The organism is Ochrobactrum sp. BTU2 (assembly GCF_024539785.1).
GTDB lineage: Bacteria > Pseudomonadota > Alphaproteobacteria > Rhizobiales > Rhizobiaceae > Brucella > Brucella anthropi.
The window spans coordinates 509552-536281 of sequence record NZ_JAHWRG010000004.1 but is presented as its reverse complement, the minus strand read 5'-3'; the positions used below and the strand labels follow the sequence as shown (position 1 = coordinate 536281).

The following is a 26730-nucleotide window of genomic DNA, read 5'->3' as shown; positions in this document are numbered from 1 at the left end:
GCGGTGCCGCGCTACAAGCTCACTGTCGAATATGACGGCACGCCCTATGTTGGCTGGCAGCGGCAGGAAAACGGCCATGCGGTACAGAATGCCATCGAACTGGCATTCAAGAAGTTCTGCGGCGAAGATTTGACGCTGAGTGCGGCTGGCCGCACCGATGCAGGCGTGCATGCAACCGCGCAGGTCGTGCATGTCGATCTCACCAAGGATTGGGGTGCAGGCAAGGTGCGCGATGCGGTCAATGCGCACCTCGTCATGGCGGATGAGCGCGTCAGCATCTTGAATGTCGAGAGGACGACGGACACATTCGATGCGCGTTTTTCAGCGCGTGCCCGGCATTATCTCTATCGTATCCATAATCGCCGTGCGCCTCTGGCGGTTGATTATCAGCGCGCATGGTGGGTGCAGAAGCGACTTGATGCTGAAGCGATGCACGAAGCAGCAAAGCGGCTCCTGGGCGAGCACGACTTCACGACGTTTCGCGCCACGCAATGCCAGGCCAAGAGCCCGGTCAAGACGCTTGATCGGCTCGATGTCACCCGCAATGGCGATTATGTGGAAATGCGCGTTTCGGCGCGGTCCTTCCTGCACAATCAGGTCAGGTCCTTCGCAGGCAGCCTGATGGAGGTGGGTGTTGGCCGCTGGACGGCGGATGATCTGCAAGCGGCTTTGGAAGCCAAAGATCGCAAGGCCTGCGGGCAGGTTGCCCCGCCCTATGGGCTTTATCTGATTGGTGTGGACTACGCCTTTCCGTACTGAGACCCGAAGCGCGCTCTAGGGAATCAAGAGCAAACTTCCGGATGATTTTCCCGTCTCCAGCGCACGATGGGCCTGTGCTGCCTCGCTCAGCGGATAGGTTGCCCCAATCGTTCCAGTCAGTCCCTTTTCCATGATGTCGAAAAGCTTGGAGGCGGAGTTTCGGTAGTTATCCAGATCGTTGATGTAAGCGATCACGCTTGGCCGGACGAAAGAAAGATCTGCTTGATTGCCGAGTGCATCAATGACGCTCTGGGAGATTTTTCCACCGGCCTGACCGATGCTCGCCAGAGTTCCAAGCGGGCGCACGCATTGTGCCGTTTTGGCCAGAGTTTCTCCACCGATCCCGTCATAGGCGACGTGAACGCCCTGTCCATCCGTGAGACGCCGGGTGGCTGTGACGAAATCGCAATCGCGTCCGACGAGCACATGATCGGCACCATTTTTGCGCGCGATTTCGGCTTTATCTTCCGAGCTGACGGTTCCGATCACAGTTGCTCCAAGAGCCTTGCCCCAACGGGTCAGCAAAGTGCCCAGCCCGCCTGCGGCTGCATGCACCAGCATGATTGTATCCGGGCCAACGGGAAATGTATTGGTGAGGAGCATGTGGGTGGTAAGACCGCGCAGCATGGTCGCTGCTGCCGACTGCGAGGAAATTGTGCTGGGCAGTAGCAGTGCTCTTTGGGCCGGTAGAAGCCGGGTTGAAGCATATGCCCCCACTGGCAGGCCCGCATAGGCAACCCTGTCGCCTGGCTTGAGGTCGGTTACATCCGATCCGACAGCTTCCACCACACCTGCACCTTCGACGCCGAGCACTGCCGGAAAGGACGGCAGCGGATAGAGGCCGGTCCGATGATATATGTCGACAAAGTTCACGCCGATTGCCTCGTGGCGAAGACGTATCTCGCCCGCATCGGGGCTTCGGGGTGTCTGCGGGACTGTCTGAAGCAGCCCTGCTTCACCTGTTTCGTTCAGAATGATCTCGTAGTCCATCAGTCAGCCTCCGTTGCAATCCGTGGCAGTATCGCGGATAGAGAAACGGGAAAAAATTGCCGATTTGATCGCAGCATATGGGAAAAATTTCACAATGGTGAATTGGGAAAGCGTGCGTTACTTTGTGGCTTTGGCCGATACGGGGACTCTGTCCGGTGCCGCCCGATTGCTCAATGTAGAACATGCGACGATTGCGCGACGTGTGGCAGCTCTGGAATCCGAAACCGGTTTGAAACTGGTTGATCGTCGGGGGCGACGTTTTCTGCTGACGGAAGACGGCGAGCGGATTGCGGCGATTGCCCGCAAGATGCAGGACGAGGCACAAGCCATCAGCCGTTTCGGCGCAGTTCGGGATACGGGCATAAGCGCTACCATCACGCTCACCGCGCCGCCGTCCTATGCGGTTGCAAGACTGGCGAAGCCGCTCGCTGCCGTGTCAGAACAATATCCGGGTATCCATATGCGTGTGATGGGAGAAGCACGCTTCAGTTCACTGAACCGTCGGGAGGCGGATATAGCTATTCGCCTGACGCGCCCGACAACCGGCGATCTCACCATTCGCAGGCTGGGCGAGGAAGCTTTCCGCCCTTATGCGAGCCGGGATTATCTGGCGCGAACTCCTCCTGAAGAATGGCAGTTCATCGCTTATGATGAAAGTCTGGAAGACGCTCCGCAGCAGGCCCATTTGCTTGCTTTGGCTGGTGCCCGGCCAATCGCCCTGCGCGCCAATACGCTGGAGATGCAGCTCGCTCTTGTAAGCGAGAATGCGGGCATAGCCATGTTGCCTGATTTCATGGCTGAGACGCAGGAGCAGCTGGTGCCAGCGTTGCCGGATCATGCCCCCCTCACACGCGAGGTGTGGATGGTCGTTCATTCCGATATGAAGACGGTTCCGGCTCTCCGTGCCGTCATGGCCGAGATCGCCAGCGCCCTCAATCATCCCGTGCCGATATAATGGCTTTCGCTTTAATAGGCGTGCGGATCAAAGCCGATCCCGAGCAGTTGCTGCAGCAGGACGGTCAGGAACAGTGAGCCAAAGACGATGCAGGCGAAGAATGGTGCCGCATAGGCATGAGGCCGCTGCAGCGCGACAAAAGTCAGCCGGTAGCTCAGCACAATGGATGCGCCGAACATGATGAAGGCAAACAGTGTCGCGATGTCGAACCGTCCGGGAAAGAAGAGCTGTAGCAGTGTAATGGGTGCGAAGACCCACGAAAGCAGCGCGCTGCCCCAGTTGGTGGCAATCACGAAAGCCGCATAATGCTTGGCAATGCCGATCCGCTTGGCGATAAGGCCGATGATGACGAGCGGAATAATCCAGGCCGCTATGTCCACGAAGGCTGCGCGCGTGACGATGGCAAAGCGCAAGCCTGCTTCCTCGCGACCTGCCGTCAGATCCGCAGCATAAGCGACCCAGCTTGCGAAGAGCGGCGGCAGTGCAATCGCTATCGCAAAGAAGGACGACCAGAAGCCCTCGGCGGAAATGTCGAGATAGCCCAGTCCTTCCTTGCGCCCGAGCATCATTTTCCAGACGCCCCAGAAATATCTGAAAATATCGTCCAGGCTTGGCATGAGATTCCCAATTTTTCGCGTAATCCGGGCGGAACAGTCATGCGACTTTCCGGGACTATGCGTTACCCAAAGAAATCGGCGATGAAGCGTTCATAAATCTGTGTCAGGCCTTCGAGGTCGGCAAGGGCTACGCGCTCGTCAACCATATGCATGGTCTGTCCGACAAGGCCGAACTCGACCACCGGACAGTAATCCTTGATGAAACGGGCATCGGACGTGCCGCCTGATGTCGACAGTTCCGGGCGTTTGCCCGTTACGGCCTCGACGGAATCTGTCAGTGTGCCGATCAGCTTTTCGTCACGGGTCAGGAACACATGGCTCGGATGCTCGCGCCAGGTGAGTTCGTATTTGATCGGTGTTTCGCGACCCGGCCGCAAGCGATTGTCGCGGGCGGCTTTTTCGAGGCGCGCGATGATTTCGGCCTGCAAGCTCTCTGCCGTCCAGGTGTCATTGAAGCGGATGTTGAACGAGGCCGTTGCCTTGTTCGCAATGACATTGGTGGCCTTGTTGCCGACGTCGATGCTGGTCACTTCCAGATTGCTGGCCTGGAAATTGGCCGTCCCTTGGTCGAAAGCTGGATAAAGCAGGCTGTCGACCAGCGTGGTAATGCCACGCACCGGGTTTTCGGCCAGATGCGGATAGGCGGCGTGGCCCTGCACGCCATGGACGGTGATCGTGCCGGACAGCGAGCCGCGCCGTCCGATCTTGATTGCGTCGCCAAGCGCATTCGGGTTGCTCGGCTCTCCGACGATGGATGCATCCCAGCTTTCGCCACGCTGCTTCGCCCAGTCGAGAAGCTTGACTGTGCCATTGATGGCCGGGCCTTCCTCGTCACCGGTGATGAGGAAGGAAACACTGCCCTTGATGCTGCCGTGCTTTTCGATGTGACGGGCAACTGCGGCCACGAAACAGGCAACGCCGCCCTTCATGTCCACCGCACCGCGACCGTACATCACGCCATCTTCGATCACCGCTGAGAAGGGTGGGTGTTTCCAGTCGCCTTCATTGCCGGGCGGCACGACATCGGTATGTCCCGCAAACATCAGATGCGGGCCATTGCCCGACTTGCGTGCATAAAGGTTTTCGATGTCGGGCGTGTCTTCATCGTGGAAGACAGGTCGTTCCACCGAAAACCCCATCGGCTTCAACATCGCTTCCAGCGCCGTCAGCGCACCGCCCTCGGCAGGCGTTACGGATGCACAACGGATGAGGGCGGCAAGGTTATCGGCGGGATTGACGGCTAAGCTCATGAGATCGGGACTTTTTTGAAAAGGGAATCGTCTGACGGCGAGATTATCGCGCATCCCGAAAAGTGCGAAGCGGTTTTCGGAATAAGATGCGCGTGAGAAACCAACTGCATCCCGAAAAGTGCAAAGCGTTTTCGGAACAGGATGCGCGTTGAAAAAAACAGGCCGGAAACCGGCGGATGAAACAGCAATCCGATGGTTGCGCGCAGGCGGCATCGTTTCGCCTTTCACTTGTTTTTCTCAACCGGTTTCAATTTGGGAACGAAATTTCCTTGACCGGAGGGGTCCTGTCATCGTTAGTTAAAAATAAGTTGATAACGAGACCCGCAAAGGGCCGCTCAACGGGGACTCTTTTTAAATGGGAAACTGCGCATGCGTTTTGTCACTTCTGCGATAGCAGGCATGATGGTGCTCTTCGGGGCGACGACAATACCGGCCAAGGCCGCGCAATGGAGTGAAGCAGGCGGGCTTACAAGCATTCCTTACGGACACAAGGAGTACTGCGATCGTAACAAGCGCGATTGCGGTGCGCATCGCGTATTGCCGCCGATGAAGATGACCCCGCAGCGCGCGAAGCTGCTGCAATCGGTCAGCAGCTCCGTCAATCGCCGCATCAAACCGGTCTCCGATCAGGATAATTATGGCAAGCGCGATTACTGGACCATTCCGGTCAACGGCAAGGGCGATTGCGAAGACTATGTCCTGATGAAGCGGGCCCAGCTGATGGCGCGGGGTATCAGCCCGTCACAGCTTCTCATTACTATGGTACAGGGCAGCGAGCCGCATGTCGTCCTGACCGCCCGCACAGATCATGGCGACTATATCCTCGACAATCTGCGCGACGAGGTGTTGCCGGTCGAGAAAACTTCGTACCGCTATATCAAGATGCAGTCGCCTGCCAATTCCGGTCAGTGGGTTTCCATTGCCGGGCGTTCGGTCGCTGTTGCAAACAACTGATCGGGGTTACAGCGTTCAATCAAGAGCTGGTCCAATTGAATGTCATCAAGCCGCATTTCGATGCGGCTTTTCTTTTGAGTATGGGCTGATTTGACTGGCTGAACGATGCCAGCCGCAAATCAGGGTGTCATTTCGACGAAGCTTGCGTCGTTTGCAAAGGACCGATTTCGCGAAAAATCGCATCATTGTTCACTCTCATTGGACAATATATTGGGACAGACTGTTCGCTCTTTTTGAACAAAAGACACTTTGTAACAGTCGTGTGATTGCTGGTATATCAATTAAATATTTGATTTTGTTATTATTTTATAATTTCAATTATCGTCCTCCAAGAAAATGGCCGCACAAATGTGTGATAAAGAAAACATTTTCGTGACTGGAACTTTTGCCCACTGTCACCCATTTCAGCTGCATCGGAACGACGAACAAACGCCGCTCCACTTTCCAAGGAGATAGGAAAATGAAGAAGATTGTTCTTGCTGCCGCTGCTCTTGCTCTTACCGCTGGTGCCGCTTTTGCAGAAAACCCACATGTCGGCGAACCTGCCGATCTCTATGCAAATGACCGTACGCCGGTTGCAACGCAGAGCCAGAAGCTCGACTACACGGCTCCTGCCTCGATCAACAAGGCAACGGTTTATCAGGATGGTTCGGCTCACCGCTTCGGTGACGCATCGCCTTCCTCTTACCAGAACTAAAAGTCCGCTCGGACTTTTGGCCTCTCCGGTCCAGACGGACCGGGCATGAATGAAATACCCACATTGCATGTATTCCCGAAGGTGTCGGGGCATTTCCTCCCAGATGTGCCTGACACCGTAGGGCGGGCCACGAAGGCCCAGCTAACCAAATGTCCCCTCTATGCCTGAGATGCAGTCTCAAGGTTCAGCCGGTTAAGCACCGATGCCGGGGACGCCATGGAGAAAAGGAATAAAGAAATGAAGAAGTTTGCTCTCGCCGCTCTTGCTGTCGCTCTTAGCGCAGGTGCTGCCTATGCCGAAAACCCGTTCGTTGGCCAGCCGCCTGCAATGGCTGCTCAGGACAAGGCTTTCGTTCTTCCTGGCGAAACGCCGGTCGCTTCGACCCGCAGCAACATCGACTATACGGCTCCGGCTGCCATTCGTCAGTCTGCGCCAGTTAATCAGGACGGCTCGGCTCATCGCTTCGGCGACGCTTCCCCGTCCAGCTACCAGAACTAATTTGTTCTGACGGCTGAGCCTGTCGGTCGCCCTGCATCGTCCGTTGCGTTCCTCCCCCTCACGCATGTGACACGCGGGGCAGCCGAAGGGCTGCCAAGAAATCTCCCCGGAGGATGGCGTCAGTGTCTCCCCGGACTGCCCGGATCAGAGGCATTGCGCCATCCGAAGGGGCGACCATTAAATGCAAAAAGGCGACGCCAGCAGCGTCGCCTTTTGTTTTTAAGCACGCTCTCAGTCATTGTCGAAACGCGCTATCCATTTGTTTTAAGCATGTCTTTATCCCGAAACCGGTTCCCACTTTCGGGAGACATGCTCTAGTGGTCTGATTCCGACATTTGCATCCTCGGGATATGAGCGCCGAGCAAATGTCGAAATCAAAAAGACCACTAGTAACCTTATGAATCTAGTGGATTTTTCGAATTTGACGTTTGAAACGAGATTTATATCGGACGGGTATCAAACGTCAAATTCAATCCACTAGTCACGCAGCAATTCGTTGATCGAGGTCTTGGAGCGGGTCTTTTCATCGACACGCTTGACGATCACGGCGCAATAGAGGCTCGGACCCCAGTTTTCGCCGGGAACGTTCTTGCCCGGCATGGTGCCTGCAACGACGACCGAATAGGGCGGCACTTCGCCATAGAAGACTTCGCCGGTTGCGCGATCCACGATCTTGGTCGATTTGCCGATGAAGACGCCCATGCCGAGGACCGAACCTTCACGCACGATGCAGCCTTCAACGACTTCCGAGCGGGCGCCGATGAAACAATTGTCTTCGATGATGGTTGGACCGGCCTGCATCGGTTCCAGAACGCCGCCGATGCCGACGCCGCCGGAAAGGTGAACGTTCTTGCCGATCTGTGCACAGGAGCCGACGGTGGCCCAGGTGTCGACCATGGTGCCCTCATCGACATAGGCGCCGAGATTGACGAAGGATGGCATCAGGATCGCGTTTGGCGCGATATAGGCCGAGTGGCGCACGATGCAGTTCGGTACGGCGCGGAAGCCTGCCTTTTCGAATTCATTGGCTGTCCAGCCGTCGAATTTCGACGGCACCTTGTCCCACCAGGAGGACTGGCCGGGGCCGCCCTTGATGACTTCCATCGGGTTGAGACGGAAGGAGAGCAGAACTGCTTTCTTCAGCCATTGGTTGACTTGCCAGTTGCCGTCCGCCTGTTTTTCTGCGACACGGGCTTCACCGCGGTCGAGCAGAACGAGCGATTGTTCGACGGCTTCGCGCACTTCGCCGCGCGTTGCCGTGTTGATACCGTCGCGCTCGTCAAAAGCCTTGTCGATTGTCTTCTCAAGGGAGGCGAGGTCTGGCTTGGTCATAGGGTGCGATCTCCATGAAGGGGCGGCGGAAGGCAGGCGTGGACAAGTCCGGCCTGTTTGCTGGGAAATTGATTAAGCGAAGGCGCCATGAGGGTCAATGTCGTTCGTGATCCGATTGCAGTGCCACGTTTGAGACAGATTAAGCATTTAGCGCCAGAATGGATGCTGTTATACCAAAACCCGATGAGCTTGACTCATCGAGTTTTGGATAAGCCCGTGCGGCAATTGAGCATTTTCAGGGCGCGATGCGTCAGCATCTCAGCGCCCTGGTATTACGCGTTGAATGGCGATAATGAAGGAGCAGGTGAGAGCATGAACCCGATGGAGAAGTCTGGCTGGACGCCATTCCCGAATTCTGAGGAAGCGGTCAAGCAGGCGCGCACCGTACCGCAGACGCCACAGACCGAAGCCCCTGCCTATCGCCTTGCTTTCACGGACGATGATTTCCTGACGCGGCGCGAACTGCGGCCGATCCGGCTGCAGCTTGAGCTTCTGAAACCTGAAATGATTCTGGCCGACCGGGGTATCAAGTCCACTGTCGTCATGTTTGGTGGTGCGCGCATTCCGGAGCCCGGCGGCGAGGCATGGGCAGCCAAGAACGAGGTTCAGAAGAAGAACCTTGAAGCCAATGCGCATTATTACGAAGAAGCGCGCAAATTCGCGCGGCTTTGTTCCGAATATTCGGCAACGACCTATTATCGCGAATTCATCGTGGTGACGGGCGGCGGTCCCGGCGTCATGGAAGCAGGCAATCGCGGAGCCGCCGATGTCGGTGCGCCGACGATCGGTCTCAACATTGTGCTGCCGCATGAACAGGCGCCCAACGCCTATGTTACGCCTGACCTTTGCTTCAACTTCCATTATTTCGCGATCCGCAAGATGCATTTCCTGATGCGGGCCAAGGCGATCTGCGTGTTCCCCGGCGGCTTTGGAACGATGGACGAGCTTTTCGAGGCGATGACCCTGATCCAGACCAACCGTATGGAGCGCGTGCCGCTGATCCTGTTTGGCAAGGAATTCTGGACGAAGGCGATCAATATCGAGTTTCTGGCCGAGCAGGGCACGATTTCGCCTGCCGATATCGAACTGCTCAACTTTGTCGAAACCGCCGACGAAGCCTGGGAGCAGATCAAGGATTTTTACAAGCTCTGATTGTGTCCTGAGGGACTGATGGAATCGCGCCCGGTTTTCTTAAGACCGGGCGTTTTCGTTTTCGTCATAGGCACGAGGGCGGTGAACGAGTGTCACCAGCACGACCGAGATAATCATCAGGAGATACCACGAGCCGAGCTTGCTCATTGAAACGAGTTCCCAGCCATTGCGCTGGTTCGGATAAAGCCAGGCCTTCGACCATGTGCCGATGTTCTCGGCAATCCAGATGAAGAGCGAGGTCAGCAGAAAGGCGACCAGCAACGGCATTTTGTGCCGGAAGCGGAAGACGCGGTAATGCATCGTCGTGCGCCAGAAAAGGACGAAGGTCGCAGCAAACAGCAGCCAGCGCATATCCCAGATGAAGTGGTGCGCGAAGAAATTGATATAGATTGCGGCGGCCAGAACAATGGTCATCCAGAGCGGTGGATAGTGGTTCAGCCTTATATCGAAGATGCGATTGATGCGTGCCATGTAGGAGCCGACAGCCGCATACATGAAGCCGGAAAACAGAGGAACGCCGCCAATGCGGAAGAAATTCTCCTCCGGATAGACCCATGAACCGGCATGGGTCTTGAACACTTCCATCGCTGTGCCGACCACATGGAAGATGAGGATGACCTTGGCTTCCTCCCACGCCTCCAGCTTGAAGACCAGCATGGCAAGCTGGATAGCAAGGGCGGACAGGAACAGGAAATCGTAGCGCGTGATAAACCCCGCGCCGCCATCCGGCCAGAACCAGCGGGTGAGGATGATGAGCGCCAGCATGGCGCCCCCGAAAAGGCAGGCCCATGCCTGTTTCAGCCCGAAGACCAGAAACTCGATCAGCGCATCGCTGATCCGGTGACGGGGCAGATTGTCGAGAAGGCGGTGGGCGGCCTTGTCGATGCGTTTTTCAAGGCCGGTGAATTGCCTATCTTCGTGCAATGATTTCTTCCAGAAACCGGGTCAGATTATCGGTCACATAGTCCACCTGATCGGTGAACTCGGGATCGCTTTCCCATATCTCGGAAAATGTAGGCTCAAAATTGTTCGGCACGACCAGCACCGTTTTCATGCCGAGGGCTTTGGGAACGACCAGATTACGCGCCAGATCCTCGAACATCACGGCCTTGCCCGCATCGATGCCAAAAGCGCCGAGGAAGCGGTCATAGGTGACCCGTTCAGGCTTCGGTGTCAGGCCAGCTGCGACGATATCGAAAATATCGTCGAAATCATCGAGGATTCCGAGCTGGCTGGCAGCGCGTTCGGCATGGCCGCGATCACCATTGGTAAAGATGAAGCGACGACCCGGCAGCGCCTTGATCGCCCGTCCCAACGCCGGATCGGGCGTCAGCCACGTATAGTCGATATCATGGACTTGTCTCAGAAAGTCGTCCGGATCGATCTGATGGCACTCCATCAGACCTTTCAGCGTGGTGCCATATTCGAGATAGAACTGCTTCTGAATCTTGCGCGCTTCGTCACGCGGCAGTTTCAGCAAAGTCTCGACATAGCTCGTCATCTTCACGTCGATCTGCGAGAACAGATTGGCGGCGTGCGGGTAGAGCGTGTTGTCGAGGTCGAACACCCAGTCAGTGACGTGGGCGAAAGCAGCTCTGTCCGGAATATCGGTCATGGTCGATCCCTTATGGCACGATAAGCGCGCATCTTATCCGAAAACCGTTTCACACTTTTCGGGATGCGCTCTACGGCACGATCAAGGTGCCGGCACCATGTTCGGTGAAAAGCTCAAGCAGTACGGAATGCGGGGTCTTTCCGTTGAGGATGACGACGCCTTCGACACCACGGCGGATTGCTTCGATGCAGGTTTCCACCTTGGGGATCATGCCGCCGGAAATGGTGCCGTCCTTGATGAGCGCCTGCGCATCGGCAACGGACAGTTCCTTGATGAGGTTCTTGTCCTTGTCCAGCACGCCCGGAACATCGGTCAGGAACAGGAGGCGCGTTGCGGCGAGCGCCCCGGCAATCGCGCCTGCGAAAGTGTCGGCGTTGATATTGTAGGTATGGCCGTCGCGACCCGGTGCGACCGGTGCAATGACCGGGATCATCTCGGAGCGGGCCAGAAGATCGAGAAGCGTGCGATCCACTTCCGCCGGTTCACCGACAAAGCCGAGGTCCAGCACCTTCTCGATATTGGAATCGGGATCGATGACGGTCTTGTGCGCTTTCTGCGCAAAGACCATGTTGCCGTCCTTGCCGCAAAGACCGATTGCCCATTCGCCTTCGGCATTGATGAGGGCGACGATTTCCTTGTTGATGGAACCGGCCAGAACCATTTCCACCACTTCGACGGTCTTTTCGTCGGTGACGCGCAAGCCGCCTTCGAAGCGGGATTCGATGCCGAGCTTGGTCAGCATAGCCTGAATCTGCGGGCCGCCGCCATGCACGACAATCGGATTGATGCCCGACTGTTTCAGAAGCGCGATATCGCGCGCGAAGGCCTTGCCCAGTTCCGGATTGCCCATGGCGTGGCCGCCATATTTCACAACGACATGCTTGTTCTCGTAGCGCTGCATATAGGGCAGGGCCGCGGATAGGAGTTGCGCTTGCATTTCGGGATTTTCAAGTGTCGTCATCGCGGGCTCCATGGCTGGCGACAGGGCAAAAAGAGGCAGGCTTTTCTAGACCGGATTCATCGCAATTGGAATCCGCAGATGCTTATTTTTCGCTTTCCCGGTCGCGATTATTTGAATTTGCAGCCCGAAATGTGCCCAACAAAAAGCCGGTCTGCGCTCTATGCAGGTTTTTTACCCGGAATGATTTTCAGAGACCGCATCATGCGCAAAATATTCCTCACTGTTCTTACCTGCCTGCTTGGCACATCAGCATCCTGTGCTGCGCCTGCAGCAACGACTGAAACGATCATCCTCATCCGGCATGGAGAAAAGCCCAAAGGTGGCATGGGACAGCTCAGCTGTCGTGGGCTCAATCGTTCCTTGAAACTGCCTGCCGTCATTGCAAAAGATTTCGGCAAGCCCGATGCCATTTTCGCGCCCGATCCTGCCAAGGAAAAGAAGGATAGCGGCATTTCCTATGCCTATAACCGACCGCTGGCGACGGTGGAGCCGACCGCCATCCGTTTTCAGATGCCGGTCGATACGCGCTTCGGCTATGACGAGATCGGGAAGCTGCAGGTCGCACTCGAGCAGCTGCAATACAGCAATGCGACGATACTGGTCGGCTGGGAACACAAGCAGCTCTACAAGCTGGCCAGAAATCTGCTCAAGGACAATGGCGGAGATAAAGCTGCGGTGCCGAAATGGCGCGGCAATGATTTCGACAGCATCTATGTGCTGCATATCCAGCGCGGCGACGGGCACACGACTGCCCGTTTCGAGCGCCTCAATGAAGGGCTGGACGGGCAGCCTGAAAGCTGCCCGAGCTAGAGCATGTCCCCAAAAGTGGGAATCGGTTTTGGGATTAGGACATGCGTGAGAATAGGTAGTATCAGGCTTCCTTGATAAGCAATGCGATTGCTGCACGCAGCTCGTCGAGGCCTTCGCCCTTTTCCGACGAGGTCGCGATGATGCCGGGAAAGCAGGCTGCACGCTTGTAGGTAAGCTTGTGCGTTTCTTCCAGAAGGCGCGGTACGCCAGCGGGCTTGATCTTGTCGATCTTGGTCAGCACGATCTGGTAGGAGACAGCCGCCTTGTCAAGAAGATCGAGCACTTCCGCATCGTTCTTCTTGATGCCATGGCGGGCATCGATCAGCACATAGACACGTTTCAGTGTGGTGCGTCCGCGCAGATAATCGAACACAAGGCGCGTCCAGGCATCGACCTGTGCTTTCGGTGCTTCGGCGAAACCGTAGCCCGGCATGTCGACCAGTGCCAGCGGCGGCAGATCGCCGTTTTCGCCGGAATAGCCGTCCGGCACGAAATAGTTCAGTTCCTGCGTGCGGCCCGGTGTGTTGGACGTGCGCGCAAGGCCCTTCTTGTTGACGAGCGCATTGATGAGCGACGACTTGCCGACATTGGAGCGGCCTGCGAAAGCGATTTCGACCGGACCTTCCGGCGGCAAGAATTTCATCGATGGCACGCCACGGATGAAGATCCACGATTTCTTGAAAAGCAGGCGTCCTTCCTCGACGAGTGCCGCCTGGACTTCCCGGACCGCATCCGCCGCTGCCTGAGCGGCCCTGATCGCCGCTTGCTTCTTATCCTGCTGGTTCAATGGTTCTGTCCCGGTCGGTATGTTCTCTTGTGTACACGCATCAATGTTATGAGCCGTATTGTCAACATGAAGGCACAAAAAACCCCGCCGAAGCGGGGTTCTTTCAAGTCTATTTCTTCGCCTCTTTCGGCTTTCGCTTGAAGAGACCCTTGAGATTGTCGAAGAGCTCGATCTTCACGCCCTGGCGCTTCATGATGATGCCCTGCTGGGTGATGGAGAGCAGGTTGTTCCATGCCCAGTAGATCACGAGACCAGCCGGGAACGAAGCCAGCATGAAGGTGAAGATCACTGGCATCCAGGTGAAGATGGCGGCCTGCGTTGGATCCGGAGGCGTCGGGTTCATGCGCATCTGCAGGAACATGGTGATGCCCATCAGGAGCGGCCAGACGCCGATCATCAGGAAGTGCGGCACGCCGAAAGGCAAGAGGCCGAACAGGTTGAAGAGCGAGGTCGGATCGGGCGCTGCAAGATCCTGAATCCAGCCGAAGAACGGCGCATGGCGCATTTCGATGGTGACATAGAGCACCTTGTAGAGTGCGAAGAACACCGGAATCTGCACCAGCACCGGCCAGCAACCGGCGAGAGGATTGATCTTCTCTTCCTTGTAGAGCCGCATCATTTCCTGCTGCTGCTTCATCTTGTCATCCGCATATTTCTCGCGGATTTCAGTCAGCTTCGGCTGCACCAGCTTCATGCGTGCCATCGACTTGTACGACTTGTTGGCAAGCGGGAAGAACAGGCCCTTAAGGAGAACAGTGACGACCAGAATGGCGACGCCGAAATTGCCCGAGAACTTGTAGATCCAGTCGATGAGGTAGAACATCGGCTTGGTGATGAAGTAGAACCAGCCCCAGTCGATCAGCAGTTCGAACTGCTTGATACCGAGCTTTTCTTCATAGGCCTTGATGTTGGAAACGACTTTAGCACCGGCGAAGACGTGGTTCTTCAGCGTCTGTGCCTGGCCGGGTGCAATGGTCATCGGCGCGCCGAGGAAGTCGGTCTGGTAGCGCGGGCGATCATTGGTGAAATGCGAGAAGCGACCGGTGAACTTTTCGTCCTGCGGTGGAACGAGCGTTGCCGCCCAGTACTTGTCGGTGATGCCGAGCCAGCCACCGCTCACGTCCTTGAACGAGATGTCCTTGTCGTCCTCGACCTTGGAATACTTGATTTCCTGCAGGCCGTCCTGACCCATGACGCCGATCAGGCCTTCATGAAGCACATAGGTGGCGCTGGCATGTTCCGGCTGGTTGAAGCGGGTCACGCGGCCATAGGAGGCCAGCGAGATCGGCGCGCCGGTATTGTTGGTGATCGTGTCTTCAACGGCGAACATATAGGCGTCGTCGACCGAAATGACGCGCTTGAAGGTGATGTTCTTCTCGTTGGTATAGGTCAGCGTGACCGGCGTGGATGGCGTCAGCTTGTTGTTGCCTTCCACGGTCCAGACCGTGTTCGGACCCGGAACCGGGCCGGTCGTGTCGTTGCCGGTGAAGCCGAGTTCGACGAAATAGCCCTGCTTCAGCGCCGAGGGCGCAAGCAGTTCGATCTGAGGCGAATTATCATCGACGGTCTCGTGATATCTCTTCAGGAAGAGATCATCGAGGCGCGCGCCGGTCAGGTTGATCGAACCGCGCAGCGAAGGCGTATCGATTTCGACGCGCTGCGTCTGGGCAACGGCTGCCTCGCGGGTCAGCGTGCCGCCAGCGGCTGCAACATCGCTATGGCCGGGAATATTTCCGGACGTGGCGGGCATCTGCGGCGTGTCGCCACTTTGCGCCTGTTGTTGCGTCGCCTGTTGTTTCTGCTGCTGCTGCTCCTCAATGCGTGCCTGCTCCCGCTGGGCTTCCGTTTTCGGACCCAGATAAAACACTTGCCACAGCGTTAGCACGAGGATGGACAGGGCAATGGTGATGAAGAAATTACGATTATTTTCCATTGACGGGTCCTGATTCCGGTCTTTCCGTTCGGCGTTTCCCATCGCCCCGCCGTTCACCCTTCGCCTTGATGCGGCGGGAGAGTTCTTCGGTCAGTCGCGAAAAGGGCGCAGTGAGGGCTTGCTCGCGCGCTACGATCACATAGTCGGTCGAAGGCGCCATGTCACGCCCTGCGTGACAACGAACCGCTTCTCTCAGCCTGCGGCGGATGCGGTTTCGTATCACGGCGTTGCCGTTTTTCTTCGTTACGGTGAAACCTGCACGGGGTTTTTCGCCGATTTTGGCGGTTTGCGATTCTTCTTCGGTCCGCTCGCGGACTTCGAGAAGAAACAGTGGACCACGTCGCTTTTCACCATTCCTCAAAGCCAAAAACTCCGCTCTCTTGCGAAGGCGGAGTATTTGTTTCGGCTTGTTCATTTCTTTATTCACCGCGCTGCAGCGCGGGAAAAGATTAAGCGGAAAGCCGCTTACGGCCGCGCGAACGGCGAGCGGTGAGAACCTTGCGGCCGCCGGTGGTTGCCATGCGTGCACGGAAACCGTGACGACGCTTGCGGACGATCTTGGATGGCTGGTAAGTGCGCTTCATTTATTTAATACCGCGGTGTGCGGCCCTTCTTGATTCTGTTTTTCCGTTGAACACGATCTTGTCCGAAAACTGTTTTCCACTTTTCGGGATCACGCTCTATTGAACAGGAGCTGGTTCTTGTCCCTTGCGACGGACAGCACAAAACCATCCGTAAAACCGCGCGGGCGAACGTGACGCGGCTTATAGGGGGAGGGGGGCAAAGAGTCAATGGTGACGGGCGCTAAAGCTTGTCTCCCAAAAGTGGGAGCCGCCTTCGCGGGGAAATCAGTCCACTGGACTGATTTCTGATCCCGCTACGATGGGAAAAAGACATGCTTGATATGATCACAGCTGTGCTTCAATCGCAGCCTTATCGATGACTGACCAGACTTTCCTTATGAGCGTATTCTCGAATTCATAGAAGACATTCTCTGCGAACCGGACCCGTTTACCGTTGACCGGAAGACCGAACAGTAGCCCCTTCGGCGTGCAGTCGAACTGAAGCCGGCTGGCAATATAGGGCGGCTCGCTGACAAGCAATTCTATGTTGAAGCGCAGGTCGGGAATCGCCTCGAAATCCTGTTCCAGCATCGTGCGATAGCCGCCAAGTCCCAAAGGTCTGCCATTATGAATGGCCTCCTCGTGCACATAAAGTCCGAGGTCGTCCCAGTCCTGCCGGTTCAGGCATGCAATATAGTCGCGATAAATCTCGGCGAGTGGTTCCGACATGGCTGTCCTCCTCTTCGGAGCGGTTCCAGTTGGAGCGGTGTCGCTGGAACTGCTCTTTTTACTGAAATTGCATCATTCGGACCGGCATTGGCATTGCCAAAGCAGACTAGGGCTTTAATAAGGATGCGCAACATTTTCACATGCGGGACTGGTCCCGCAGAAGAGCATTATTGAGAGGAGTTCACCATGAGCATCCGTCGCATTGGAGTCGGCCCGCGCATGAGCCAGGCCGTAATTCACGGCAACACTGTTTATCTCGCCGGTCAGGTGGGAAATCCGGGCGCCAGCGTTACCGAACAGACCAAGGCCGTTCTGGCCGAGGTGGACCGCCTTCTCAAGGAAGTGGGCTCCGACAAGACCAAGATCCTTCAGGCCATCATCTGGCTCGCCGACATGAAGGATTTTGGCGAAATGAACGCTGTCTGGGATGCATGGGTCGATCCGGCTCACACGCCTGCCCGCGCCACCGGCGAAGCAGCGCTGGCAACGCCTGACTACAAGGTTGAAATCATCATCACCGCTGCGGTGTGAGCTGTTTTTGATTGACCTGAAAATCCGCCGGAGCAGTCGCTTCGGCGGATTTTTTATTCGCGGATACGTTGCGAAAAGCCGTCGCGTCCACCCGCGAGCGCTCTTGCGTCGATTGACGCGCGTTTGCGCGCTTCCTCCAGCGCGCCGCCATTCTCGATCCAGCCGTGATCGTACAGATAACCGGGCAGGTAGCCTGACAGGAGGATGCGGTAGTCGAACGGGAAGGTCGGATCCAGCACCCGCGCCATGTGGAAGATGATCGTGGTGCAGTTCGCGGTCAGCGTATTATAGAATTTCGGCTGCTCTGCCAGCTCATTGCCAAGCTCGACATAGGACAGGAAAAGTTCGCGCGCGCCCACCGGCGGCAGCTTCACGCGGTAGCGATAGACGTTTTCCTTGCGGACATTGGTGCGCAGATAAATGATGTCCTGCTCTTCGGCGGCAATCATCGCCAGCTCATATTTGCGGAAGAAACCGGCGATGGGCGAATAGACTTCATGGTGTTCGCGGCGGATTTCGCCGGAAAAGACCACATGACGGCCATCCTCGAAACCGAATGACAGAAGCGTATGGGCGATTGCCGGGCCCGACCAATAGGACAGATAAACGTCCACCGTCGCAATCTTGCTGAGGTCGTAGGTTTCCTCTTTCCAGTTGGGCGTAAAATCTTCTGTCGTTCGCCAGGTGAAATCGCGGACATTGGAAAGGGTGACGATGTCGCCATTGATCTTTCCCGTCACCGTGCGTGCGACGTCGGGCGCCCAGATGCGGTTGAGGGAGGGGCGGACTGTAGACCATGCCCCCAGCATCACCAGCGCCAGAAGGCAGAAGACCAGTCGCCTGCGCCAGCAGCTGTAATGTCTTTCGCCTGCAATCACGCCCAGAGCGATCAGAAGCCAGACGGCGATGATCGATCCGCGCATGGCATCGCCGAAGGGCAACTGGAACCACATGGCAAAGCTGGCCCATATCGCAAAGATAAGGACGAATAAAATGAAGACGAACTTGCCTGCGATGCGGACGGGAGCCGATTTCAGGAGAGATGACATATGCATTCCGTATTCGTCGGTTGCCGCTGTCAGGAATTATTCTGTGTGCGGAAATCGGCGGGATACTGACATGATTTGCATCCCTATGTCATGGGGTAACGGTTAGAATAGTAAATTTAAGTTTCTACATTAGAAACCGTAGAAAGTTATTGGTGTGTCAGGGCTTATTTCTTTACTGCCATTGCTTCGCCGCGCGGGCGGGAAACAGGCTTGCGGTTGCGGGCGTGCGGACGCACCAGACGCCATAGAAGCAGTGCGCTGACGATCCCGGCATAGATGACCGGTTCGGCAGGCCAGCTTTTCACCGACATGATGAAATGGATCGCGCCGCCAGCGATTGCGACATAGACCAGCTTGTGCAGGCTGTTCCAGCGGCGGCCGAGCTTGCGGATCGACCAGTTGTTGGAGGTCAGCGCCAGCGGCACCAGCAGGACCAGACTGATCATGCCGATGGTGATGAAAGGCCGTCGCACGATATCGGTGACGATGGCGGAAATGTTCAGGCCCTGATCCAGCACCATATAGGTGGCGAAGTGCATCAGCGCATAATAGAAGGCGAGCAGGCCGAGCGCCCGACGGTAGCGCAGAAAAGCCATGCCTGTCAGGTCGCGGATCGGCGTTACCATGAGGGTCAGAATGAGAAAGCGCAGAGCCCACAGGCCAAGCGTGTGTTCGAAAGTCTTGACCGGATCGGCACCAAGGTTACCGCTTGCGCCCAGATAGAACGTCCAGACTGCCGGAACGAAACCGACCGCATAGAGCAGCCAGATCTTCCATTCACCGGGACGAACTGTCTTCTTTTTGCCTGTCTGGGCCGGTGCTGCCATGTCAGTAATTCACCTTCAGGTCCATGCCCGCATAAAGCGAGGCGACTTCCTCGCCATAACCGTTGAACGGCAAGGTGGGGCGGCGGCCCGAACCCAAAAAACCGCCTTCGCCAATACGCCGTTCGGTCGCCTGGCTCCAGCGCGGATGATCGACCTCCGGATTCACATTGGCATAGAAGCCATATTCGTTAGCGGCCTGCTGCTGCCATGAGGTTGGCGGCTGCTTTTCGACAAAGCTGATCTTCGTGATCGCCTTGATCCCCTTGAAACCGTATTTCCAGGGCGCCACGAGCCGGATCGGCGCGCCGTTCGCATTGGGCAATGTCTCGCCGTAAAGGCCGACCGAAAGGATCGTCAGCGGATGATTGGCTTCGTCGAGACGCAGACCCTCGATATAGGGCCAGTCGAGAACCTGAAAGAGGCCGGTCTGGCCCGGCATTTCTTCCGGTCGCACCACGCCGGTAAAGGCGATGTATTTGGCGGAACCAAGCGGCTCCACCTGCGACAGAAGGCTTGCGAGCGGAAACCCGATCCACGGAATGACCATCGACCATGCCTCGACGCAGCGCATCCGATAGATGCGTTCTTCAAGCGGCATCCTGGCAATCAGTTCCTGAATGTCGAATTCCTTCGGCTGTTTCACGAGGCCATCGACGGTGAGCTTCCAGGGCAGCGGCTTGTAGCTGCCGGAATTGGCGGAAGGGTCGCTCTTGTCGGTGCCGAATTCATAGAAATTATTGTAGGTCGTGACAGCATCCTGCGGTGTCAGCTTTTCATCGACCTTATAGGCGGAAGCCTTCGCCTTGAGCGGTTCGGCAAAGGCGGTTGATGCAACACCAGCCGCGGCCAGCGCACCCGCGCCGACCATGAAGTTGCGACGGTTCAGATAGAAGCTCTTGGGCGTCACCGCATCATAAGTGAGACGGGCGGATGAAAAACGCCCGGGTTTGAAGCTGCTCATGGTCTCTCCCACTTCCAAAACGATTAGCCTGCTGTTGCAGATACGATCCCACGTAAAGGCGTCAAAAGCATGGATAATTTGCGAACACGATGTTGTTCACGCATTGTTGAGATCGCGTGAAGGCGTAACAGAATTGTAACACAATGTAACTTTTCGTGCATTCTGCCATATTCTCGCTAAAACTCTGCTGTTAACGGCATTACATTAGCGCATCCCGAAAGCGCTTCCCGCAAAAGCATGGGCGATTTCGGAGAGATGTGTCGGGTCATGTGATTATCGCCGGCAGGGGTGGGGACGCACCCGGGAAGAGCTGCCTTCAAACCTTCGTTAACGTCTCATTGGCTATATTGAGATCATGGTAAAGAAGATGTTTATTGCCGCTTTGGCGGCAGCTGCATTCACGGTGGCGGCCGGCTCGGCTCTGGCCGAAGGACAGCCCGTTTCGACGAACGGTCAGGGCAAGGTTCTGAGCGCTATTGCTGCATCGATGAAAGAAGAGCAGGGCGCTCCCAAGCTGGGTGAAGGCGTGACAATGCGCGAGAAGAAGATGGATACGGAAACGACCCCGGAACAGAATTTTTCGCGCAGCAAGCAGTTCATTCATCGCTTCTACAAACCGGAAAATGCTTCGAATGAACTGGTGATCCTGCTGCACGGTTCGGGCGGTAATGAAACCAGCCTTGTGCCGCTGGCTTCCAAGATCTGGCCGCGCGCCACACTGCTCGGCATTCGCGGTCGCGTGATGCAAGATGGCGGTACACGCTGGTACAAGCGCATCTCGCCGGTCAAGTTCGACCAGAAGGACGTGAAGCTCGAAGCCAATGCATTCGTGACCTTTTTGACGCGTCTGGCCGATGACAAGGATCTCGACCTCACCCACGCAACCTTCGTGGGCTATTCGAACGGCGCCAATCTTCTGGCTGCAACCATGATGCTGCACCCCGATCTGGTGAAGCGCGCCATTCTGATGCGCTCGATGCCGGTTCTGGATAACGCCCCTGTCGCCAATCTGAGCAAGGCGCGCGTTCTGACCATCACAGGCGAAGAGGACAAGCTCTACTCACCGTTTGCGCCAGCGCTTTCCGCACTTCTGCGCTCCGGTGGCGCCCGCGTCGATGCCCGCACCATCGATGCGGATCATATGCTGGGTGAAAAGGATATCGCCGCCATCACTCAATGGGTGGCATCGCTCGGACCAGATGGTGCGCCTGCGGTTGCAAGACGCGGACAATAATATCGACTTGATTGAAGCCCGGTCAGTTTCTCTGATCGGGCTTCGCGATCATGCATCTGCGCGGTAGCGAAAGTGACCGGTAATGGGAAACTCAAACAGACAGTCTTCAATCCGGGTTCCCGCACCAATATTGTGAACAACCAACAGACGTGTGCCCTCGGCATTATAGCGCTGTGTAACGATGGCTATATGCGGCAGGTTTCCCGGAAGCATCTGCGCGACGAGATCGCCGGGACGATAATCCTCAGCAACTTTTGTAACCGGTAAGGCCGCTTTGCTCCTGTTGAAAAATACGGCAAGGTTCGGCACGCGACGGTGGTCGATATTCGGGTCGGGGCGCTTCAGGCCCCAGTTTCTCGGATATTGCGTGAAAGCTTTCCGCATATCGTTGTGGACCAAGGCCTGCAGGTCCGCATTCAACCCCTGCCGATAGGCGCGGATGATGACATCGGTGCAGACGCCTCGATCGAGAGGAACGTCCCCGCCGGGATATTTCAGCTGCGTATAGGCGGGGTCATAGTGAACCGTCGTTCCCACCTGGCTTTCCGCTGCCGCAATCAGCTTTTGCGCCCACGGTTCGACCTCAGCCGCAGGGGCGGTTGCGAAAGTCTTTTCAACGAGCAGATTTGTCGAAAAGACTGCCGATACTCCGCCGAGGACAATAGAACGACGTGAAAGCATACTGAAATTCTCTTCCTCCTGTATGAACAGGATAAAACCGCTGAAGATCGATTACGATTGTTGGTCCGGTGTTGGTATGGTCTATTAGCAACTCTAGATTTAAATAAGGAAATCGTATGATTCTAAGAAGTGCAAAAGGTTCTTCTGTCCTGATGGCCGTAATTGGTGCGGCTCTTGTGGCAGGCGGGTTTTATTACCAAGCCAGTGGTTCGTCTGTTTCCAGCGCGGATCAACAGCGCTGCGAACAAATCATCCAGAATATTTATGGTGATAATGCCGATGCCAAATCGTCGTTGCTGCCGAAATGCAACGAGCCCGGCATGGTCGCGATGATGGATGCCAGGGCTGGCGGCTCTGGCGCGTCGGAAGCTGCCGCAGCCATTGCCTCTGCCAATCAGACCGACATAACGTCGAATGCATTGGGTTATGGGGTGATGGGCGTCGGTGTTGCGCTGGTGATTTCGGGTCTTTTCGGTGTGGCTCGCGCCAAACGAAACGGTCAGGTCTGAGGATCTGCAAGCAGTCTGCTTGTGTAGATGAAACGGGGAATCAGTCCATTGGACTGTTTCCCCCGCGACCTGCGGCTTCTGTTCAGGGTTTAGAGCGCCGATCTGATTGGATCAGATCGGCGCTCTAATCATTTGTTTTTACGCGCATCTTTTCCGAAAACCGTTTCACACTTTTCGGGATGCGCTCTAATCCGCTATCGAAACCACACCGCAATCCCCGGCCTCGGAGCCGAAGACGAGGCGTTGGCCCTGTTCATCCCAGCCCATGCTGGTGATTGCGCCCTTGCCGGGGCGGCGCAGCAGAACTTCCTTGCTGTCGGCGAAACGAGCAACCAGGATCATGCCGTCATTATAGCCGATGGCTGCAATGTCCTCGACCGGATGGCAGGCAACGGATGTCACCATGCTATCGCCACGAAGACCGAGTTCCAGAGGAGCCTTGCCCATCGGGCCGTCCTTGCCCGCAAAAGGCCAGACGATTGCTGCCGGGGCGCCGGAGGTGGCCAGCCACTTGGCCTTGGCGCTCCACGACCAGTCTTTCACCTTGGCCGGATAGCCGGTCATGCGCATGTGCTTCGTATCTTCGAGACGCCAGCCATGCAGGGCATTTTCTTGCATCGAGGTGATGAGGAAGCGACCATCGGGTGAAAAGATTGCGCCGATATGTGCGCCTTTCCATTCCAGTTCGACAGGTTTCGCCGCTGTTCCGGTCCAGATCAGGGTTGCACCATTATAGCGGGCAATCGCCAGCCGCTGGCCCTTTGGCGCAAAGGCAATGCCTTCGACGCTGCGTTCCTGCGCAAATTCCTGCACCTTGCCGTCAGACGTGCGCACCCAGGCGGTGCGACCCGATGCAAAACCGACAGTTCCGCCGGGGCCTGCTGCCACGGCGGTCATCCATTTGCGCGGGATCTTCGCAAGTTCAGTTACCGTCCCATCGGCGTCGGTACGGCACACGCGACCGTCTTCGCCGCCAGTGATGAGCGACTTTCCGTCAACGGAAACGGTCGCGCTCAACAGGCCGTCATGGACTGCAGAGGTCTTGCTGCCGTTATTGAGCTGATGGATCGAGCCATCGGCCATTGCGAAGAAGGGAATGCCGCTGATAAAGCGCGCATAAAGACAATGACCTTCAAGGTCGAGCGGAGCTACTGTAGGCATCGGCTTCCGGTATTGTTTATTGATGAGAGCATTTCCAGCAGAAGCGGTTTTGCCGGAAATGCATAGAAATAGGCGGTTAAGCGGTTTCCCGGTTCGAACAGAACCGGAAGCGCTTTATCGGGCCTGACTGTTTTCGAAGCCGGCCTTCAGGGCGGCGGGGTCGAGTTCACGTCCGATGAAGACGAGGCGGCTTTCACGCTTTTCGTCTTCCTTCCAGGCACGCTGGTGGTCACCTTCGATGATCATGTGCACGCCCTGCACCACATAGCGGTCCGGATCGTCCTTGAAAGCGATGATGCCCTTGAGGCGCAGAATGTTCGGTCCTTGCGTCTGGGTGATATTCTGAATCCACGGGAAGAATTTCGCCGGGTCGATTTCACCAGCCCTGAGCGACACCGACTTCACCGTCACATCATGGATCGGTGAGGCGTGATCGTGGTGATGGTCATGATCGCAGTCGGGACCGCACACATGGTCATGGTCGTGATGGTGGTCATGATGATCGTGATCATGCGCATGATGATGATGTCCATGGTCGTGACCATGATGGTCATGATCATGGTCGCAATCCGGTCCGCATACGTGATCGGGATGATCATGGTCGAGAAAGTGCGGATCGTTGTCCAGAACGCGCTTCAGGTCGAAGGCGCCGCGATCCAGCACGCGGTCCAGCGGGATGGAAGCGCGCTCGGTGCGGTGGATGATGGCATGCGGATTGATGGCGCGAACGGTCGCCTCGATGGCCGCCAGCTCCTGCGGCGTCACGAGATCAGTCTTGTTGATGAGCACGACATCGGCAAAGGCGATCTGGTCTTCCGCTTCGCGGCTGTCCTTCAGGCGCAGCGGCAGATGCTTGGCATCGACAAGGGCGACAACGGCGTCGAGGCCGGTCTTGGCGCGCACGTCATCATCCATGAAGAAGGTCTGCGCAACCGGAACCGGATCGGCAAGGCCGGTCGTTTCCACAACGATGGCGTCGAAACGACCCGGACGGCGCATCAGGCCTTCCACCACGCGGATCAGGTCGCCACGCACGGTGCAGCAGATGCAGCCATTGTTCATTTCGTAGATTTCTTCGTCCGACTCGACGATCAGGTCGTTGTCGATGCCGATCTCGCCGAATTCATTGACGATCACGGCGTAACGCTTGCCGTGATTTTCGGTCAGGATACGGTTGAGAAGAGTGGTCTTTCCCGAACCCAGATAACCGGTCAGAACGGTCACGGGAATGCGGCCAGCTTCAGTGGTCGTCTTGGTTTCAGACGGAGCTTCGGTTTGGGCTTCAGCCTGGCTCATGGTTATGCCTCTTGAAGTTGTGGCCTTTTGAAATCGTGGTCTGGGATGGCCAGTGCGCGACCAGCGCGAGCGGCACAGCACCGAAACCTCGGATAGGACAATTCATATAAGGGAAGGGCAGCGTGAATGCCATATGCAATGCTATAATATTACATTCGCCTAATCACATTCACGCCAGTTGGAACACGGGCCTTGCAGTGTCTAACCTGCCTGATTGGCGAGACGTTGCAATTCGAACCGGGCGAGATCGAACCTGTCGACATCGCGCAGCAGTTCGATAAAGCCCGTCACCGCGTTGGTGATCAGCCTTTCCCCGGCTTCTGCCGTTGCGGCAGCAGCGTTGCCAGCAACCCCTTCCGGGTTGAGATCGTGCATCTTCCAGCCGAAGGCATGAGGGCCATAGGCGCGCAGGAACTTGAATTCCTCGGCGTAACGTGACTGGGCGTTGGAGAAATTGCGTGCCTTCGACATGTCCACCAGATCGGGGCGCAGCGCCAGCATCACCGATGTCTCGATGAAGCCGCCATGAATATCGAGCGCTTTTTCCTCCGGCGTAATCAGGCCTTCCGGCAGACCGAAACGGGTCCAGCTCGTGGCAACCGCCAGCATGTCGAGCCGCGTGCGCAGTTCCGTTGCGACAATTGTCATCAATGGCGAATTTCCGCCATGCGCGTTCAGCATGACCAGTTTGCGAATGCCGCCAGCGTGAAGGTTTTCACCAATGCCGATCCACTGGTTCACGGCCTCGGCAAAGGCGAGGCTCTGGGTTCCTTCGGTATCCATGTGTTCGATGGAATAGCCGACCGGCTGTGCGGGCAGAAAATTGACGTTCAGTTCGGCAGGCAGCGCATCGCTGACACGCGCGACAATGCCTTCGGCGATGATCGTATCCGTTTCAAACGGCAAATGAGGCCCATGCTGTTCGTGAGCGCCAAGGGGCAGAACGACAATCATGTCGCTGTTTTGATCGCGCAGGTCGGTCATGTTTTCCTCGCTTTATTTGTTTTATTGGGTCCTGACCCTAACGTCCGTTAGCCATGACAGCAACCGGGCCTTGTTGTTTCATAAGTCGGACAATATTTTACGATATATGGATGGATGGGACTATCGATCAGGCGACAGTAACTGGTTTATTTTGAACAGCGTATCTTGTCCGAAAACCGTTGGATGCTTTTCGGGATGCGCATCAAAGTGCCAACAAGGGCGAGGTGGCGATGAGCAAGGACAATAAGGCGGTTGTACTTTACCGGCTGCAATCCGTGGCAAGACTGTCGCGGACGGTGCTGGCCACGCGGCTTCTGGAACAGGGGCTTTATGCGGGGCAGGATGCAGTCATGTTGCAACTGGCTGCGGAAGACGGGCTGACACCCGGCGTTCTTGCACAGCGGCTGGGTGTGCGTCCGCCGACCATCACCAAAACCATTGCGCGTCTGCAGGGGCAGGGGTTCGTGGCGAAGCGCGCCTCGGAAACCGATCAGCGCCAGTCGCATGTCTATCTTACGCAGACGGGTCTGGAGACCATCAAGGCAATCGAGAAATCCATTCGCAAGACCGAGAAGGACATGCTGAAGGGGCTCGACAAGAAAGATCGCAAGACCTTCCTCAAGATGCTGAGCCGGATGGAGAGCAATCTTGCGCTTCGCGGTGTCACGCGCATTCCCGATGAGCCTGAAACGGAAGTGCTTGAAGAGGACGACGTGGAATAGGCCTGTCGCTTATCAAGCTCTAACTATTTGTTTTGACGCGCATCTTGGCGGGAAACCGTGAAACACTTTTCAAGATGCGTGCTATCGAAAATGCTTCCAATTCAAGGTTTGCAATGGCATAACCGTTCGCAAGACGAACGGTCGCGTCTCACCTTGTCAGGTTGCGGCCGCGT

At 56.5% G+C, this 26730-nt stretch carries 30 protein-coding genes; 11 read left to right on the top strand and 19 right to left on the bottom strand.

Annotated features, from left to right (window positions below):
* The first annotated feature begins 3 nt into the window (after positions 1–3).
* Positions 4–759, top strand: coding sequence for a tRNA pseudouridine(38-40) synthase TruA (truA, locus tag KWJ32_RS15030; RefSeq protein WP_151610243.1), 756 nt, complete (start codon positions 4–6; stop codon positions 757–759).
* Positions 760–774: 15 nt separating this feature from the next.
* Here truA and KWJ32_RS15025 read toward each other — a convergent pair whose 3' ends face one another.
* Positions 775–1749: a quinone oxidoreductase gene (locus KWJ32_RS15025; RefSeq protein ID WP_151610242.1), complete on the bottom strand. Its 975-nt coding sequence runs from the start codon at positions 1747–1749 to the stop codon at positions 775–777.
* 94 nt (positions 1750–1843) lie between these two features.
* Here KWJ32_RS15025 and KWJ32_RS15020 point away from each other — a divergent pair, with 94 nt between their 5' ends.
* Complete coding sequence (locus KWJ32_RS15020) at positions 1844–2704, top strand: LysR family transcriptional regulator (protein ID WP_012091439.1); 861 nt, start codon at positions 1844–1846, stop codon at positions 2702–2704.
* Between the two features lie 11 nt (positions 2705–2715).
* Here KWJ32_RS15020 and KWJ32_RS15015 read toward each other — a convergent pair whose 3' ends face one another.
* Both KWJ32_RS15015 and dapE read right to left on the bottom strand, forming a co-directional pair.
* The gene (locus KWJ32_RS15015) at positions 2716–3321 is read right to left on the bottom strand and encodes a hypothetical protein (RefSeq protein ID WP_151610241.1); all 606 of its coding nucleotides are present in this window, start codon (positions 3319–3321) and stop codon (positions 2716–2718) included.
* A 62-nt stretch (positions 3322–3383) separates the two neighbouring features.
* Positions 3384–4571, bottom strand: a complete 1188-nt coding sequence (dapE, locus tag KWJ32_RS15010) for a succinyl-diaminopimelate desuccinylase (RefSeq protein ID WP_125334343.1) — start codon at positions 4569–4571, stop codon at positions 3384–3386.
* A 402-nt stretch (positions 4572–4973) separates the two neighbouring features.
* On the opposite strand from dapE, the gene KWJ32_RS15005 reads away from it, so the two are divergent.
* From KWJ32_RS15005 to KWJ32_RS14995, 3 genes are all read left to right on the top strand, one after another.
* Entirely contained in the window at positions 4974–5525 is a 552-nt protein-coding gene (locus KWJ32_RS15005) for a transglutaminase-like cysteine peptidase (RefSeq protein ID WP_010659419.1), read from the top strand.
* A gap of 460 nt (positions 5526–5985) precedes the next feature.
* The gene (locus tag KWJ32_RS15000; RefSeq protein WP_010659420.1) at positions 5986–6222 is read left to right on the top strand and encodes a hypothetical protein; all 237 of its coding nucleotides are present in this window, start codon (positions 5986–5988) and stop codon (positions 6220–6222) included.
* A 237-nt stretch (positions 6223–6459) separates the two neighbouring features.
* Positions 6460–6720, top strand: a complete 261-nt coding sequence (locus KWJ32_RS14995) for a hypothetical protein (RefSeq protein WP_010659421.1) — start codon at positions 6460–6462, stop codon at positions 6718–6720.
* Between the two features lie 477 nt (positions 6721–7197).
* Here the strand turns inward: KWJ32_RS14995 and dapD are convergent, their stop codons facing one another.
* Positions 7198–8052, bottom strand: a complete 855-nt coding sequence (gene dapD / locus KWJ32_RS14990; protein WP_010659422.1) for a 2,3,4,5-tetrahydropyridine-2,6-dicarboxylate N-succinyltransferase — start codon at positions 8050–8052, stop codon at positions 7198–7200.
* A gap of 312 nt (positions 8053–8364) precedes the next feature.
* Here dapD and KWJ32_RS14985 point away from each other — a divergent pair, with 312 nt between their 5' ends.
* Positions 8365–9204, top strand: coding sequence for an LOG family protein (locus tag KWJ32_RS14985; protein ID WP_012091443.1), 840 nt, complete (start codon positions 8365–8367; stop codon positions 9202–9204).
* 39 nt (positions 9205–9243) lie between these two features.
* On the opposite strand, the gene KWJ32_RS14980 is transcribed toward KWJ32_RS14985, so the two are convergent.
* The 3 genes from KWJ32_RS14980 to argB form a co-directional block, all read right to left on the bottom strand.
* Positions 9244–10128, bottom strand: a complete 885-nt coding sequence (locus tag KWJ32_RS14980) for a DUF817 domain-containing protein (RefSeq protein WP_012091444.1) — start codon at positions 10126–10128, stop codon at positions 9244–9246.
* Positions 10115–10819, bottom strand: a complete 705-nt coding sequence (locus KWJ32_RS14975; protein WP_151610240.1) for a pyrimidine 5'-nucleotidase — start codon at positions 10817–10819, stop codon at positions 10115–10117. Before KWJ32_RS14975 ends, KWJ32_RS14980 begins: the two co-directional genes overlap by 14 nt.
* Before the next feature lie 70 nt (positions 10820–10889).
* Positions 10890–11780 carry an acetylglutamate kinase gene (gene argB, locus KWJ32_RS14970; RefSeq protein WP_010659426.1) on the bottom strand — a complete coding sequence of 297 codons (891 nt, stop codon included), beginning with the start codon at positions 11778–11780 and terminating at the stop codon, positions 10890–10892.
* A gap of 201 nt (positions 11781–11981) precedes the next feature.
* On the opposite strand from argB, the gene KWJ32_RS14965 reads away from it, so the two are divergent.
* Positions 11982–12590, top strand: a complete 609-nt coding sequence (locus KWJ32_RS14965) for a hypothetical protein (protein ID WP_231771239.1) — start codon at positions 11982–11984, stop codon at positions 12588–12590.
* Positions 12591–12651: 61 nt separating this feature from the next.
* Here the strand turns inward: KWJ32_RS14965 and yihA are convergent, their stop codons facing one another.
* The 5 genes from yihA to KWJ32_RS14940 form a co-directional block, all read right to left on the bottom strand.
* Positions 12652–13455, bottom strand: a complete 804-nt coding sequence (gene yihA, locus KWJ32_RS14960) for a ribosome biogenesis GTP-binding protein YihA/YsxC (RefSeq protein ID WP_029376035.1) — start codon at positions 13453–13455, stop codon at positions 12652–12654.
* A 31-nt stretch (positions 13456–13486) separates the two neighbouring features.
* Positions 13487–15310, bottom strand: a complete 1824-nt coding sequence (gene yidC / locus KWJ32_RS14955) for a membrane protein insertase YidC (RefSeq protein WP_010659429.1) — start codon at positions 15308–15310, stop codon at positions 13487–13489.
* Positions 15300–15725: a ribonuclease P protein component gene (rnpA, locus tag KWJ32_RS14950; RefSeq protein ID WP_010659430.1), complete on the bottom strand. Its 426-nt coding sequence runs from the start codon at positions 15723–15725 to the stop codon at positions 15300–15302. The genes yidC and rnpA overlap by 11 nt, the downstream gene beginning before the upstream one ends.
* Before the next feature lie 34 nt (positions 15726–15759).
* Positions 15760–15894 carry a 50S ribosomal protein L34 gene (gene rpmH / locus KWJ32_RS14945; protein WP_010659431.1) on the bottom strand — a complete coding sequence of 45 codons (135 nt, stop codon included), beginning with the start codon at positions 15892–15894 and terminating at the stop codon, positions 15760–15762.
* A 324-nt stretch (positions 15895–16218) separates the two neighbouring features.
* The gene (locus tag KWJ32_RS14940; RefSeq protein WP_012091447.1) at positions 16219–16602 is read right to left on the bottom strand and encodes an ester cyclase; all 384 of its coding nucleotides are present in this window, start codon (positions 16600–16602) and stop codon (positions 16219–16221) included.
* Positions 16603–16788: 186 nt separating this feature from the next.
* Between KWJ32_RS14940 and KWJ32_RS14935 the strand changes: the two genes are divergently transcribed.
* Positions 16789–17133 carry a RidA family protein gene (locus KWJ32_RS14935; protein WP_061345609.1) on the top strand — a complete coding sequence of 115 codons (345 nt, stop codon included), beginning with the start codon at positions 16789–16791 and terminating at the stop codon, positions 17131–17133.
* Between the two features lie 53 nt (positions 17134–17186).
* On the opposite strand, the gene KWJ32_RS14930 is transcribed toward KWJ32_RS14935, so the two are convergent.
* The 3 genes from KWJ32_RS14930 to msrP form a co-directional block, all read right to left on the bottom strand.
* The gene (locus KWJ32_RS14930) at positions 17187–18182 is read right to left on the bottom strand and encodes a DUF4105 domain-containing protein (RefSeq protein ID WP_185755999.1); all 996 of its coding nucleotides are present in this window, start codon (positions 18180–18182) and stop codon (positions 17187–17189) included.
* A 164-nt stretch (positions 18183–18346) separates the two neighbouring features.
* Positions 18347–19009 carry a protein-methionine-sulfoxide reductase heme-binding subunit MsrQ gene (msrQ, locus tag KWJ32_RS14925; protein ID WP_151610239.1) on the bottom strand — a complete coding sequence of 221 codons (663 nt, stop codon included), beginning with the start codon at positions 19007–19009 and terminating at the stop codon, positions 18347–18349.
* 1 nt (position 19010) lies between these two features.
* The gene (gene msrP, locus KWJ32_RS14920; protein WP_151610238.1) at positions 19011–19970 is read right to left on the bottom strand and encodes a protein-methionine-sulfoxide reductase catalytic subunit MsrP; all 960 of its coding nucleotides are present in this window, start codon (positions 19968–19970) and stop codon (positions 19011–19013) included.
* 355 nt (positions 19971–20325) lie between these two features.
* Here msrP and KWJ32_RS14915 point away from each other — a divergent pair, with 355 nt between their 5' ends.
* Positions 20326–21204, top strand: a complete 879-nt coding sequence (locus KWJ32_RS14915; RefSeq protein ID WP_010659437.1) for an alpha/beta hydrolase — start codon at positions 20326–20328, stop codon at positions 21202–21204.
* A 48-nt stretch (positions 21205–21252) separates the two neighbouring features.
* Here the strand turns inward: KWJ32_RS14915 and KWJ32_RS14910 are convergent, their stop codons facing one another.
* Entirely contained in the window at positions 21253–21885 is a 633-nt protein-coding gene (locus KWJ32_RS14910) for a DUF1287 domain-containing protein (protein ID WP_151610237.1), read from the bottom strand.
* A gap of 116 nt (positions 21886–22001) precedes the next feature.
* On the opposite strand from KWJ32_RS14910, the gene KWJ32_RS14905 reads away from it, so the two are divergent.
* Positions 22002–22394 (top strand): hypothetical protein, encoded by a 393-nt coding sequence (locus tag KWJ32_RS14905; RefSeq protein ID WP_125299987.1) that lies wholly within the window; start codon positions 22002–22004, stop codon positions 22392–22394.
* Between the two features lie 186 nt (positions 22395–22580).
* Here the strand turns inward: KWJ32_RS14905 and KWJ32_RS14900 are convergent, their stop codons facing one another.
* From KWJ32_RS14900 to KWJ32_RS14890, 3 genes are all read right to left on the bottom strand, one after another.
* Positions 22581–23555: a WD40 repeat domain-containing protein gene (locus KWJ32_RS14900; RefSeq protein WP_012091453.1), complete on the bottom strand. Its 975-nt coding sequence runs from the start codon at positions 23553–23555 to the stop codon at positions 22581–22583.
* Between the two features lie 114 nt (positions 23556–23669).
* On the bottom strand, positions 23670–24851 hold the full coding sequence (locus KWJ32_RS14895) for a GTP-binding protein (protein ID WP_010659441.1): 1182 nt from the start codon (positions 24849–24851) through the stop codon (positions 23670–23672).
* A 201-nt stretch (positions 24852–25052) separates the two neighbouring features.
* Complete coding sequence (locus KWJ32_RS14890; protein WP_012091454.1) at positions 25053–25835, bottom strand: creatininase family protein; 783 nt, start codon at positions 25833–25835, stop codon at positions 25053–25055.
* A 230-nt stretch (positions 25836–26065) separates the two neighbouring features.
* Between KWJ32_RS14890 and KWJ32_RS14885 the strand changes: the two genes are divergently transcribed.
* Positions 26066–26557, top strand: coding sequence for a MarR family transcriptional regulator (locus KWJ32_RS14885; protein WP_012091455.1), 492 nt, complete (start codon positions 26066–26068; stop codon positions 26555–26557).
* Positions 26558–26730 lie beyond the last annotated feature (173 nt).

What these genes read in the sequence shown, in the direction of transcription:
- KWJ32_RS15025 (WP_151610242.1), bottom strand. Translation starts at nt 1,749, where the DNA reads ATGGACTACGAGATCATTCTGAACGAAACAGGTGAAGCAGGGCTGCTT.
- msrQ (WP_151610239.1), bottom strand. Translation starts at nt 19,009, where the DNA reads ATGGCAGCACCGGCCCAGACAGGCAAAAAGAAGACAGTTCGTCCCGGT.
- KWJ32_RS15020 (WP_012091439.1), top strand. Translation starts at nt 1,844, where the DNA reads ATGGTGAATTGGGAAAGCGTGCGTTACTTTGTGGCTTTGGCCGATACG.
- KWJ32_RS14905 (WP_125299987.1), top strand. Translation starts at nt 22,002, where the DNA reads ATGATTCTAAGAAGTGCAAAAGGTTCTTCTGTCCTGATGGCCGTAATT.
- KWJ32_RS14915 (WP_010659437.1), top strand. Translation starts at nt 20,326, where the DNA reads ATGGTAAAGAAGATGTTTATTGCCGCTTTGGCGGCAGCTGCATTCACG.
- KWJ32_RS15000 (WP_010659420.1), top strand. Translation starts at nt 5,986, where the DNA reads ATGAAGAAGATTGTTCTTGCTGCCGCTGCTCTTGCTCTTACCGCTGGT.
- dapE (WP_125334343.1), bottom strand. Translation starts at nt 4,571, where the DNA reads ATGAGCTTAGCCGTCAATCCCGCCGATAACCTTGCCGCCCTCATCCGT.
- KWJ32_RS14995 (WP_010659421.1), top strand. Translation starts at nt 6,460, where the DNA reads ATGAAGAAGTTTGCTCTCGCCGCTCTTGCTGTCGCTCTTAGCGCAGGT.
- KWJ32_RS14930 (WP_185755999.1), bottom strand. Translation starts at nt 18,182, where the DNA reads ATGTCATCTCTCCTGAAATCGGCTCCCGTCCGCATCGCAGGCAAGTTC.
- KWJ32_RS14985 (WP_012091443.1), top strand. Translation starts at nt 8,365, where the DNA reads ATGAACCCGATGGAGAAGTCTGGCTGGACGCCATTCCCGAATTCTGAG.
- KWJ32_RS14910 (WP_151610237.1), bottom strand. Translation starts at nt 21,885, where the DNA reads ATGCTTTCACGTCGTTCTATTGTCCTCGGCGGAGTATCGGCAGTCTTT.
- KWJ32_RS15015 (WP_151610241.1), bottom strand. Translation starts at nt 3,321, where the DNA reads ATGCCAAGCCTGGACGATATTTTCAGATATTTCTGGGGCGTCTGGAAA.
- rnpA (WP_010659430.1), bottom strand. Translation starts at nt 15,725, where the DNA reads ATGAACAAGCCGAAACAAATACTCCGCCTTCGCAAGAGAGCGGAGTTT.
- KWJ32_RS14895 (WP_010659441.1), bottom strand. Translation starts at nt 24,851, where the DNA reads ATGAGCCAGGCTGAAGCCCAAACCGAAGCTCCGTCTGAAACCAAGACG.
- KWJ32_RS14900 (WP_012091453.1), bottom strand. Translation starts at nt 23,555, where the DNA reads ATGCCTACAGTAGCTCCGCTCGACCTTGAAGGTCATTGTCTTTATGCG.
- yidC (WP_010659429.1), bottom strand. Translation starts at nt 15,310, where the DNA reads ATGGAAAATAATCGTAATTTCTTCATCACCATTGCCCTGTCCATCCTC.
- KWJ32_RS14975 (WP_151610240.1), bottom strand. Translation starts at nt 10,819, where the DNA reads ATGACCGATATTCCGGACAGAGCTGCTTTCGCCCACGTCACTGACTGG.
- KWJ32_RS14890 (WP_012091454.1), bottom strand. Translation starts at nt 25,835, where the DNA reads ATGACCGACCTGCGCGATCAAAACAGCGACATGATTGTCGTTCTGCCC.
- KWJ32_RS14885 (WP_012091455.1), top strand. Translation starts at nt 26,066, where the DNA reads ATGAGCAAGGACAATAAGGCGGTTGTACTTTACCGGCTGCAATCCGTG.
- dapD (WP_010659422.1), bottom strand. Translation starts at nt 8,052, where the DNA reads ATGACCAAGCCAGACCTCGCCTCCCTTGAGAAGACAATCGACAAGGCT.
- KWJ32_RS15005 (WP_010659419.1), top strand. Translation starts at nt 4,974, where the DNA reads ATGGTGCTCTTCGGGGCGACGACAATACCGGCCAAGGCCGCGCAATGG.
- msrP (WP_151610238.1), bottom strand. Translation starts at nt 19,970, where the DNA reads ATGAGCAGCTTCAAACCCGGGCGTTTTTCATCCGCCCGTCTCACTTAT.
- KWJ32_RS14965 (WP_231771239.1), top strand. Translation starts at nt 11,982, where the DNA reads ATGCGCAAAATATTCCTCACTGTTCTTACCTGCCTGCTTGGCACATCA.
- rpmH (WP_010659431.1), bottom strand. Translation starts at nt 15,894, where the DNA reads ATGAAGCGCACTTACCAGCCATCCAAGATCGTCCGCAAGCGTCGTCAC.
- KWJ32_RS14935 (WP_061345609.1), top strand. Translation starts at nt 16,789, where the DNA reads ATGAGCATCCGTCGCATTGGAGTCGGCCCGCGCATGAGCCAGGCCGTA.
- KWJ32_RS14940 (WP_012091447.1), bottom strand. Translation starts at nt 16,602, where the DNA reads ATGTCGGAACCACTCGCCGAGATTTATCGCGACTATATTGCATGCCTG.
- argB (WP_010659426.1), bottom strand. Translation starts at nt 11,780, where the DNA reads ATGACGACACTTGAAAATCCCGAAATGCAAGCGCAACTCCTATCCGCG.